Consider the following 10,493-nt stretch of genomic DNA (forward strand, 5'->3'; position numbering starts at 1 on the left):
CCTGGTCATGAAACAGCGAGCGGAACTTGAAGACGTCGATGCGCTCGTTGTTGAAACCGAAACGCTTCTGCCGGAACAGCACCGGGCCCGGGCTGTCGAGCTTGATCGCCAGCGCCACCAGCCCCATCAGCGGCAGCGCGGCCAGCAGGATCAGTCCGCCGACAAAGCGGTCGAATGTCCATTTCAGCACCAGATCCCAGTCGGTGATCGGTGCCTCGAACACGTCGAGGGTTGGTACATTGCCGAGATAGGAATAGGAGCGCGGCCGGAAGCGCAGCTTGTTGGTGTGCGCCGACAGCCGGATGTCGACCGGAAGCACCCACAGCTTCTTCAGCATTTCCAGGATACGGGTCTCGGCCGAGATCGGCAGCGCGAACAGCACCAGATCGATACGCGTGCGGCGGGCGAATTCGATGATGTCATCGACCTTGCCGAGCTTCGGACTGCCGGCAATGGTGTTAAGCGAACGCTTGTCGTTGCGATCATCGAACACGCCGAGTATCTGAAGATCGGAATCTTCCTGGCTGTTGAGCTCCTTGATCAGGCTCGCACCATTGCTGTCGGCGCCGACGATGATGGTGCGGCGCGCCAGCCGGCCCTGCAGCGCCCAGCGCCGGATCAGCATGCGCAGCACGGTCCGTTGCGCGATCATCGCAAACAGCCCGACGATGAAGAAGGATGATAGCCAGACCCGCGACACCGAGCTGCCGAATTTGGCCAGGAACGTGATTCCGGTCGACAGCAGGAACACGAAAGCCCAGGCCGAGGCCATCCGGGTTAGCTGTCGAACCCGTCCACGGAACGCCTCGACGTGATAGACATCGGCGGCCTGGAACGCGATCACGGCCATCACTGCGATGGCCACGATAGCCGCGATATATTCCCAGGAGAAGCCGTCGGTGCGGGCGACGTGCGCCAGATAGATCGCGATGCCGACCAGCGTGAGGACGATGAAATCAGCGAGACGCACGGCACCGGTGAGAACGATTGGCGAATAGGCGGAGCGGACTTTCTCGTTGGCAACAGCGAGCGCCGCCGGCGTCAACCGTCGGCGACGTTCGAACTGGCGTTGGCCTGGGGCCGCGGTCGTCGCGGCATCAAGCATCGAGCGTGCGTTGATAGGTTCCACGTGAACATTCCGTCTGCTTGGCTTGCACGAGAATGGCTGCGCAGAGCTTATTACTTTTTCGGCCGTATAGCGGACAATTCGAAAGATTTGGTTACAGGTTAAGAAGAGTTAATGCCGGGCGATCGCCCGGCGGTAACCCTCAATAATTCCGTCGACCATCGCGTTCTGTGAAAAGTGCAGGAAAATGCGCTGGCGCAGCGCCTGGGCGCGCCGCAGCGTCGCTTCGCGATGGTCGAGCGAGGCGGCAATGGCGTTGGCCATCGCCACGGCACTGGCGGGGGTAAACATCGCGTCGGTGTGGGTATCGAAGATCTCGGGAATGCCGCCGATCCGGGCGGCGATCATCGGGATGCCAGCGGCGCCGGCTTCGATCACCACATAGGGCATCGAATCGCCGCGCGACGGAACCACCAGCAGACGGCCTTGCGAAAATCCGTGGCGTGCCTTGACGTGACCGATCAGGCGGACGGCGTCGGTCAACCCCAAGCGCTGGACCTGCGCCTTCAGCGCTTCGGTTTCTTCACCGTCACCGCCCAGCGTCAACGTCACCGGCCGGCCCTCGGCGCGCAGCCGTGCCACGGCATCGATCAGCAGATCGGCGCCCTTGATGTGACGAAATTCACCGACATAAGCGAGGTCGGTGGCATCGTCAGCGAGTTTGACCGGATCGAATTCAGCCGCCGTCACGCCATTGAAGACGCAGTTCACCAGGCCGGTCGGCTTGCCGATCACGCGCTGGAAGGTGTCGCGCGCGAACGCGCTCTCGAACAGGAACAATTCGGTGCGTTCCATCAGCCAGCGTTCGAGACGGGCGTAGAACGCGCCCTTCAGCGTGTCCGGCGGATAATGCAGCGAGCCGCCATGCGGCGTATAGACGCGGATCGTGTTGTTCGATTTCGCCTTCAGGCGCACGAAGGCGCCCGCCTTGGCGCCGTGGCCGTGCAGCACGTCGGGCTCGAGCTGCCGGACCAGCCGCATGAACTGGCGCCACGCGATCACGTCGGTCGGATGCGGTTCGCGGCGGATCGGCAGGCGATGCACGCCAAGCGTCAGCCGCGGCGCGATCTCGGCCAATGCGGCCGCGGCGCGGTCGCCGCCGGTTAGGCTGTCGGCGATGATGCCGACTTCGTGTCCGCGTTCGGCCTGGCCATTGGCGAGGTCGATGATGTGGCGAAAGATCCCGCCCACCGGTGCGCGGACGGCGTGAAGGATGCGCAGCGGCTTGTCGGTCTTGGCTACCATGTTCACAACCATCCTTCGTCGATTAAAACCGTATCGTCGGAGCTGACCGGCGTGCCGAGCGGTACCATGGCGTGCCGCGATCCCTTCAGGATGAGATGGGAAAGGGGGATCGCGCGGTCGACGCCCATCGCGCAGGTATCGGTGAGGCCTTCCTGGCCGTAGACCAGAACGCGCAGCCGATAGCCGGCATCAAGGTGGTCGTCGGGCTCGTTGATCCGCGCAGGCGCGGCCACTGGCGTGCGTCGCGCCGCCGTCTGGCCATGGGTCATGATATCAAGACTGCCGGCGGCTGGCATCGCGGCCACAGGACGCGGGCGTCCCATGCCGCCGGACAGGGCCAGCATGCCCAGGACACAGGGGAATAGGGTGCGCGCGCATCGCATCTGGCAAACTCACAAACACCAGGTTCAATAGCAGGCTTCGTGGTTAACAAAAGGTGATCGCGCAGCGATGCACGTATATCTGGTATCGGCGCGCCGAATTAACCGCGCGGCAACCTTAATCGATTTTAATCAGAGCTGTTGAGTAGGCGCGGGAGCGTCCGGTAGGAGTATGCGATGCGTTTGGCATTCTGGCGTACGGGTGCGGATAAGAAATCCGTCTCTTCGGCCGTGGCGCCCCCGGCCTTCGAGGCCTCGGTTGCGCCAGAGGCCACTCGGCCTGGTCGTGATGTCACGGCCTCCGGAAACGCGGCGCAGCCATCGCCGCAACTCGGCGACGTCGATCTGCATGCGTTGTGGCAGGCGCTGCGCCGCAAGAAGGCGCGGGTGTTGGTTCCGACCTTGCTCGTGGGCGTGCTCGCGCTTACAGCCGTCAATCTCATCACGCCGCGCTACAAGTCCGAAGCCCGCATCCTGATCGATGGCCGCGAAAACATCTTCCTGCGCCCCAATGGCGAGCGCAATGAAGAGCGGGCCTCGCTGGATGCCGAGGCGGTCACCAGCCAGGTGCAGTTGCTGCTGTCGCGCGACCTCGCCCGCGAGATCATCAAGAAGAACAAGCTGGCGGATCGTCCGGAATTCGATCCGGTGCTGCAGGGCATGTCGCCGGTCAAGAGTCTGCTGGCGCTGTTTGGGATCGGCCGCGATCCGTTTTCGCTGACGCCGGAAGAACGCGTGCTCGATGCCTATTTCGAGCGGCTGACCGCCTACGCCGTCGATAAGTCGCGCGTCATGGTAATCGAATTTCAGTCGCACGATCCGGAACTGGCGGCGCGGGTCGCCAATTCCATCGCCGACGGCTATCTGACGATGCAGCAGGGCGCGCGGCAGGAGCAGGCGAAGTCCGCTGGACAGTGGTTGTCCGGTGAAATCGACAGCCTGCGCAAGAAGGTCGCGGAAGCGGAATCGCGCGCGGAGGATTTTCGTTCCAGGTCCAGCCTTTTCATTGGTACCAACAATACCTCACTGTCGAACCAGCAGCTCGGCGAGATTAACACCCAGCTCAACAATGCGCGCGCGCTGCGTTCGGACGCGGAATCAAAGTCGCGGATGATCAAGGACATGCTGCAGTCCGGCAGGCCGATCGAATCCTCCGAGGTGCTGAATTCCGAACTGATCCGGCGATTGTCCGAGCAGCGCGTCACGCTGCGCGCGCAATTGGCCGAACAGTCGTCGACGCTGCTGGATGGCCATCCGCGCATCAAGGAACTGAAGGCCCAGCTCACCGATCTCGACCGCCAGCTCCGCGAGGAAGCGGCCAAGCTGTCGCGCTCGCTGGAGAATGACGCCCGCATCGCGGCCGGCCGTGTCGAGGGCCTGAGCAGCAGCCTCGAACAGGTCAAGCGGCAGGCCACGTCCAGCAATGGTCAGGACGTGCAGGCGCGCGCGCTGGAACGCGAGGCCAAGGCGCAACGCGATTTGCTCGAATCCTATCTGGCCAAATATCGCGAGGCGACGACCCGCGAGAACATCGAGGCCGCGCCGGCCGACGGCCGCATCATCTCGCGGGCCATCGTCTCCAATACCCCGGCCTATCCGAAAAAGCTGCCGATCGTGCTGATTGCGACGCTGGCGACCTTGATGCTCACCGCCGGCAGCGTCATGACCGGCGAATTGCTGCGCATGACCGCGCCGCGCCTCGTGCCGCCCAAGGGCGGCGTCGCCGCGCCGACGCGCGTCGAGCCAATCCTGTCGCCATCGGTAGTCCCTACCCATGTCGAACCGGCCGTCGTGGCGGCGCCGGCGCCGGCGCCGGTCGCCGAGGCTGCGCCGGCCGTGGTGACCGCACCGCTGATCCCGGAGCCGGCGGTTCGTGATACCCATCCCGAACTTGCCGCCGGCGTGAGCGAGATCGAAGGGCTGGCGCGGACGTTGCGCGTCGCCGGCGATTCCGCGCGCAAGATTACGATCCTTGGCACCGGCGATCCCGACAACATCGCGCTGACCGGCCTAACGCTGGCGCGCATGCTGGCCCGCGGCGGCAAGGTGGTGCTGGTTGATCTTTCGGCCAATTCGCCGGTGCTGCGGGCGATCTCCAGCGATCCGTCGGCGCCGGGACTGGCCGAGTTGATGCTGGGGCAGGCGTCGTTCAGCGAGATCATCACCAAGGATACGCTGTCGGGTCTTCATATGATCAGCGCCGGCCGTGCCGGAGCCGATCGTGCGCTGCTGCAATCGCCGCGGCTGACCATGGCGCTCGATGCCCTGATGCGGGTGTACGATCACGTGCTGCTCGATGCCGGCACCGCCGCTGATCTGCCGGCGGCGCTGCTGACGGCGAATGCCTGCGCGGTGGTAGTGCCGGAGCCGTCAATGGCCGCCGACGCCCGCGATCTGATGTGCGAACAACTGAAAGCCGTCGGCTTCTCGGCCGTGAGCATGCTGCGTCGGGATTCGACGCCCGACCATGCGCCGCATCCCGTCGAGCGCGTCGTCGCAGCATGAGGGTAGGCGATACGCGGCTGAACGGTATTCGGCCGGGTCGTAATCTGCGTGTTGGCGGGTGGAGCCAATAGCGGCTCGCTACCGACGTGGCTGCCGGACGCTTGCCGTGACCCGCGGGGCAGTTGCTGCTCCCTCGGCTGTCTTCTGAATGCGAAGGCCATCGACGAACACGTCGAGCAGCCGCATGACGCTGTCCTGCCAGCCGGGCGGATTATCAATCCGCATATGGTCCGCAGCCAGTTTTATGGTGGCATGATCTGGGGCGCGTCGTTCGCGCTGCACGAGCAGGCGGTGATAGACCACTGCTCGGGCCGAACCATGAATGCCAATCTCGCCGAGTATCGCATCCCGGTGAATGCCGACGTGCTCGGCCTGGAGGCCATCATGGTGACAGAGCACGATCCGCATGTGAACGCGCTCGGCATCAAGGGCGTCGACGAAATCGGCATTGCCGGCTCGGCGGGCGCCGTGGCCAACGCGGTCTGGCACGCGACGGGAATCCGTGTGCGCCGGTTTCCGATCCGGATCGAGGATCTTGTGGTTCCGGCCTAGCATCAACGCCCAACCGTCAGCGTTGCAGGGCACCGCGCAGCCGTTGCGCCAGGTTCAGCAACGCGGGCGTCTGCTTCACCAGCCGCTTCGCACGGGCGAATGACGAGAGGCCCATCGCGCCGAGTTTTCCGCGCGTGGTGAGCGGCACAAAACTGTCGAAGATGGGCTCGTCGTCCTTGCAGAACATCCGCTTGTAATCGTCCGCGCCGATGCCGAGGTCGAGCGACGTGATGCCGCATGCGGCGTAGTGATCGATGATGCTGCGCATCAGGATCAGGCCCGGGCTGTATTTGGCGTTGGCGGACATCGTATAGGTGTTGAACATCATCGAGAAGCGACCGGCATCGGCGACCCCGGCGAACATCGCGATCACTTCCTCGTCGCAGACCAGCGCGTGGATATCGATGGCGCGACCGCCATCGCGTGGCGCCAGGCATGCGGCGCGGATGAAGTCCTCGATGCCCGGCTCGGCGAACACGTTGGGCAGCTTCTGTTCGGCCATCCGCAGTGGCTTGGTGGTGAAGAAGGCGTCGAGCACCCGCTTGATCTCGGCATCGCGGGTGGCAAGCAGATAGCGATAGCCGGGCAGCACCTCGTATTTCTTTTCCTTGCCCTTCAGGCGCTTGCGGAACGAGTTGCTGACGTGGTCGGTCGGAGACGCGCCGGGCAGCAGTCGCAGCACCGGGCAGTCATTGGTGGACGGTTGGCTGGGCCACTGCGCCATCAGGTTGGCGATACCGAGCCAGTGCCGTGGCTGGCGCGCCAGCGCCAGCAGATCGACCGTTTCACGGTGCCGCCGGATTCCCGACTGCAGCGCCTCCATATCGGCCCTGGTGGCGGCCTCCGCGAAATCGCGCTGCCACAGCGGCATGTTGAAGGTGACGTGCTTGCCGCCCAGATAGCCCGCAACCTGCAAGCCATTCTCCTGCCTCGCGCCGAGCGGCAGCAACAGCAGCGGCTGGTCATTGGCGTCATAGGCGATGACAATGAAGGGTCGCAGGCCTTCGAGCTGGCCGACATGGGCCTGCCAGGCGGCCTGAAAATCATACCGCTGGTACGGCGTCGACAGCGTATCGGCGGTTTCGAGGTGACGCCAGACCGGTTCAGCGGTGGCGAAGTCGCGTAGTACATCGACGCGCGTGATACGGCTCGCGGCTTGGGTGGACGCCGTCGGATAGTCGATCGCCGCAGCCATGGTCATCACGGAGCCTGTGTTGAGGTCTTGTTTACTGTTTGCAGCGGACGACCTTTGCAAACAAAGCTCAATAAACAGTAAGGACAGGCGCGGAGGGCGGTCAGCAGGATACCGCAAAGGAGGATGGCGGTGTCGCAACCATTGAGCGGGCTGACGACGCTGGTGCTGGAACTGGCGTTTTTCAGTGGCTGGGCGCGGCTGATGCAGAGGTCGCGCGGCGGTGCCGGCGTGATCCTGACATTCGAGCGGGTGCGGCTGCCGCGGCCAGGCGCGTTCCAGCCGCGACTGGCCACCGAGATCACGCCCCGTTTTCTCGACCGGGTTATCGGCAGGTTGAAGCGCTGGGAGTTCGATATCGTCGGGCTCGACGAAGCCTGCGCCCGCGCAAGGCAGCCGCGGCAGGCCCGCCGCTTCGTATGTTTGACCTTCGATGGTGGCTACAAGGATCTGATCGAACACGCTTATCCCGTGCTGTTGCGGCACCGCGTGCCGTTCACGGTGTACCTTGCAAGCGCTTTTCCCGATCGGCTGGGCGAGGCCTGGTGGTTGGCGCTGGAGCAGGTAGTGGCCCGCCACGACCGCATCAGCCTGATGATCGACGACCGGCAACGCCATTTCGGGATCGGGGGTCTCGAGGACAAGCGACAGGCCTATCATTACCTGCAGAGCTGGCTGCGCACGCTGCCCGCGCCGGCACTGTCATTGGCGATCAAGGATCTTTGCCAACGCTATTCGGTCGATCTTGCCGCGCTGTCGCGCGCCGCGACCATGGACTGGGACGACATCGCGGTCCTGGTGGCCGATCCGCTGGTCACCTATGGCGCCGCCACCGTGAATTACCCGGTACTCGCCAATCTCGACGACGCCAGCGCGCGCCGCGAGATCGCCATGGGCCGGGCTGTGGCGGAAGCCGCATTGCGACGTGCGCCCATGCATCTGGCCTATCCGTTCGGCGACCGGGGTTCGTTCCTGCCGCGCCATGCCGGCATGGCGGCACAGGCGGGCTTCAGCAGCGCGGTGACCTCGATGCCAGGCGTGGTGCAGCCGGACGGCCGTTCCGACTCCTACGCCTTGCCGCGAATCGCCTGGGATGGCCGACGTCAATCGCTGCGCGCGCTGCGGGTAATGATGGCCGGCGTGATGCTGGGGGCGGCGAGAAGTTGATCCTAGCCGAGTTTTTCGCGATCCGCCCTGGCCATCCAGCTGACGATCGGCATCGCCGGCAGCACCCAGCCCAGTCCCGCGACCACATAGAAGATCGCCTGCAGCCAGCCGGACGCCGCCAACCATGGCGTTTGCGCGATGGTCATGCCGAGCAGCGACCAGACCACGACCAGCACGAGCAGGAAGATGGTGCCGAAGAATTTGCGGGTGCGAATGCTCATGACGGAATTGTGCGGTCCTGGAGGAAGGGCTGGGCGTGGCGTCGCTTTGCAGCCGCTGGCCGGCGGACTATAAGGTTCAGGTATATTCATTCAAGCCATTGAATTCGGGGACTTGTCCCATAGATCGCAGGTCATGACAGGTAGTTCTATTCGACGCGATGATCGCCTCCGCCCGGTGCGCTGGTGGCTGATTATGGTAGCGGCGCTGATCGCGCTGATGGTGCTGGTGGGCGGCGCCACGAGGCTCACCGAATCCGGCCTGTCAATCGTCGAATGGAAACCGGTCAGCGGCACGCTGCCGCCATTGACGCAGGATCACTGGGTCGCGGCCTTCGATGCCTATAAGGCGATTCCGCAATACCGCGAACTCAATGCCGGCATGAGTCTCGAGGAGTTCAAGACCATCTTCTGGTGGGAGTGGGGCCACCGGCTGCTCGGCCGCGTCATCGGCATGGTCTATCTGCTGCCCTTCCTCTGGTTCCTGTGGTCGGGCGTCCTGACCTCCGGGCTGAAGACGCGGCTGTGGGTGATCTTCGGCCTTGGCGGGCTGCAGGGGGCGGTCGGCTGGTGGATGGTGGCGTCGGGCCTGACCAAGCGCGTTGAAGTGTCGCAATATCGGCTGGCGACGCATCTGGTGCTGGCGCTAATAATTTTTGCGGCCATCGTCTGGACGCTACGGCGACTGCGCGACGCGCCACCGCTGATGGTGTCGGCGCGGTTGCGGACCACCAGCGTGGTGCTGCTGGGGCTGACCTTCCTGCAGCTGTATTTCGGCGCGCTGGTCGCGGGCCTGCGCGCCGGCCGCGTCTTCAACACCTGGCCGCAGATCGATGGCGCGCTGATTCCATCGGCGTCGCGGCTGTTCTTCGAGGAGCCGTGGTGGCGCAACCTGTTCGACAACACGCTGACGGTGCAGTTCCAGCACCGCATGACCGCCTATCTGCTGTTCGCCGTGGCAATCTGGCATGTGATCGACGCCATCCGGTCGCGGGCCGGCGCGGCAACCGTCAATGGCGCGCTCTGGCTGGCGGCGGCGCTCAGCCTGCAGGTACTGCTCGGCATTTTGACCCTGCTGTATGAAGTGCCGATCGGTCTGGCGCTGGCGCACCAGGCGGTGGCGATCGTGGTGCTGGCGCTGGCGGTGCTGCAGGTCGAACGGCTGAAGCTGCCGCGACCGGTGGTGGTGCCGCAGAAGCTGCCGCTCGTGGTCGGGCAGGTCGGCTGACGCAATCTGTCATTCCGGGGCGGGAGCGGCGCCAGCCGCGAGCGAACCCGGAATCCCGAAATGGTGGCACGCTGAACAACTCCAGATTCCGGGATGCGGCATCCGGCTTCGCCGTTTGCCGCATCCCGGAATGACATCAGGCCCCCAGCGCCTGCTCGAGATCCGCGATCAGATCCTCCTTGTCCTCGATCCCGACCGACAGCCTGACAACGTCGGGCGCCGCGCCCGAGCGGGTCTTGGCGTCGTCGTCGAGCTGGCTGTGGGTGGTCGAGGCCGGGTGGATCACCAGCGAGCGGGTGTCGCCGACATTGGCCAGGTGCGAGAACAATTTCAGCTTCGACACCAGGCTGACGCCGGCGTCGTAGCCGCCCTTCAGGCTGAAGGTGAAGACAGCGCCGGCGCCCTTCGGCGCATATTTGCGCGCCAGATTGTAATAGGGATTGCTCGGCAGCCCCGAGTAATTCACCGCCGCGACGGCGGGATGCGCGGCCAGCCATTCCGCCACCGCCTTGGCGTTCTCGCAATGCCGCGCCATCCGCAGCGGCAGCGTCTCGATGCCGGTCAGGATCATGAAGGCATTGAACGGCGACAGCGCGGGTCCCAGGTCGCGCAGCCCGAGCACGCGGCACGCGATCGCAAAGGCAAAATTGCCGAACGTCTCCTGCAGCTTGATGCCATGATATTCGGGTCGCGGCTCGCTCAACATCGGATATTTGTTGTCCTTCGACCAGTCGAAGGTACCGGCGTCGACGATGATGCCGCCGATGGAGTTGCCGTGGCCGGCGAGAAACTTGGTCAACGAATGCACGACGATGTCGGCGCCGTGATCGATCGGGCGGATCAGATAGGGCGTCGCCAGCGTGTTGTCGACGATCAGCGG

General features: G+C 64.5%; 10 protein-coding genes. 4 read left to right on the plus strand and 6 right to left on the minus strand.

Annotation, left to right across the window (positions count from 1 at the left end):
• The 3 genes from Q0S16_RS06085 to Q0S16_RS06095 form a co-directional block, all read right to left on the minus strand.
• On the minus strand, positions 1-1,129 hold a 1,129-nt coding region (locus Q0S16_RS06085; RefSeq protein WP_295846092.1), incomplete at its 3' end, for a sugar transferase.
• 108 nt (positions 1,130-1,237) lie between these two features.
• Positions 1,238-2,371, minus strand: a complete 1,134-nt coding sequence (locus tag Q0S16_RS06090) for a glycosyltransferase family 4 protein (RefSeq protein ID WP_295846094.1) — start codon at positions 2,369-2,371, stop codon at positions 1,238-1,240.
• A gap of 2 nt (positions 2,372-2,373) precedes the next feature.
• Positions 2,374-2,715 (minus strand): hypothetical protein, encoded by a 342-nt coding sequence (locus Q0S16_RS06095; protein WP_295846095.1) that lies wholly within the window; start codon positions 2,713-2,715, stop codon positions 2,374-2,376.
• A 213-nt stretch (positions 2,716-2,928) separates the two neighbouring features.
• Between Q0S16_RS06095 and Q0S16_RS06100 the strand changes: the two genes are divergently transcribed.
• Both Q0S16_RS06100 and Q0S16_RS06105 read left to right on the plus strand, forming a co-directional pair.
• Entirely contained in the window at positions 2,929-5,256 is a 2,328-nt protein-coding gene (locus tag Q0S16_RS06100) for an exopolysaccharide transport family protein (RefSeq protein WP_295846096.1), read from the plus strand.
• 48 nt (positions 5,257-5,304) lie between these two features.
• Positions 5,305-5,808, plus strand: a complete 504-nt coding sequence (locus tag Q0S16_RS06105) for a molybdopterin cofactor-binding domain-containing protein (RefSeq protein WP_295846097.1) — start codon at positions 5,305-5,307, stop codon at positions 5,806-5,808.
• A gap of 16 nt (positions 5,809-5,824) precedes the next feature.
• On the opposite strand, the gene Q0S16_RS06110 is transcribed toward Q0S16_RS06105, so the two are convergent.
• Entirely contained in the window at positions 5,825-7,009 is a 1,185-nt protein-coding gene (locus tag Q0S16_RS06110; protein ID WP_295846098.1) for a GNAT family N-acetyltransferase, read from the minus strand.
• Positions 7,010-7,204: 195 nt separating this feature from the next.
• Here Q0S16_RS06110 and Q0S16_RS06115 point away from each other — a divergent pair, with 195 nt between their 5' ends.
• The gene (locus Q0S16_RS06115; RefSeq protein WP_295846103.1) at positions 7,205-8,167 is read left to right on the plus strand and encodes a polysaccharide deacetylase family protein; all 963 of its coding nucleotides are present in this window, start codon (positions 7,205-7,207) and stop codon (positions 8,165-8,167) included.
• Between the two features lie 2 nt (positions 8,168-8,169).
• Here the strand turns inward: Q0S16_RS06115 and Q0S16_RS06120 are convergent, their stop codons facing one another.
• Entirely contained in the window at positions 8,170-8,388 is a 219-nt protein-coding gene (locus Q0S16_RS06120) for a DUF2842 domain-containing protein (protein ID WP_295846100.1), read from the minus strand.
• Between the two features lie 133 nt (positions 8,389-8,521).
• On the opposite strand from Q0S16_RS06120, the gene Q0S16_RS06125 reads away from it, so the two are divergent.
• Positions 8,522-9,613, plus strand: a complete 1,092-nt coding sequence (locus Q0S16_RS06125; RefSeq protein ID WP_295846101.1) for a COX15/CtaA family protein — start codon at positions 8,522-8,524, stop codon at positions 9,611-9,613.
• Positions 9,614-9,749: 136 nt separating this feature from the next.
• On the opposite strand, the gene Q0S16_RS06130 is transcribed toward Q0S16_RS06125, so the two are convergent.
• On the minus strand, positions 9,750-10,493 hold a 744-nt coding region (locus Q0S16_RS06130; RefSeq protein ID WP_295846102.1), incomplete at its 5' end, for a PLP-dependent transferase.

Source organism: Tardiphaga sp., assembly GCF_025356345.1.
Classification (GTDB): Bacteria; Pseudomonadota; Alphaproteobacteria; order Rhizobiales; family Xanthobacteraceae; genus Tardiphaga.

Bases quoted from the DNA above. Each gene is read 5' to 3' on its own strand.
- Q0S16_RS06090 (WP_295846094.1), bottom strand. From the start codon at position 2,371: ATGGTAGCCAAGACCGACAAGCCGCTGCGCATCCTTCACGCCGTCCGC.
- Q0S16_RS06095 (WP_295846095.1), bottom strand. From the start codon at position 2,715: ATGCTGGCCCTGTCCGGCGGCATGGGACGCCCGCGTCCTGTGGCCGCG.
- Q0S16_RS06100 (WP_295846096.1), top strand. From the start codon at position 2,929: ATGCGTTTGGCATTCTGGCGTACGGGTGCGGATAAGAAATCCGTCTCT.
- Q0S16_RS06110 (WP_295846098.1), bottom strand. From the start codon at position 7,009: ATGACCATGGCTGCGGCGATCGACTATCCGACGGCGTCCACCCAAGCC.
- Q0S16_RS06115 (WP_295846103.1), top strand. From the start codon at position 7,205: ATGCAGAGGTCGCGCGGCGGTGCCGGCGTGATCCTGACATTCGAGCGG.
- Q0S16_RS06120 (WP_295846100.1), bottom strand. From the start codon at position 8,388: ATGAGCATTCGCACCCGCAAATTCTTCGGCACCATCTTCCTGCTCGTG.
- Q0S16_RS06125 (WP_295846101.1), top strand. From the start codon at position 8,522: ATGACAGGTAGTTCTATTCGACGCGATGATCGCCTCCGCCCGGTGCGC.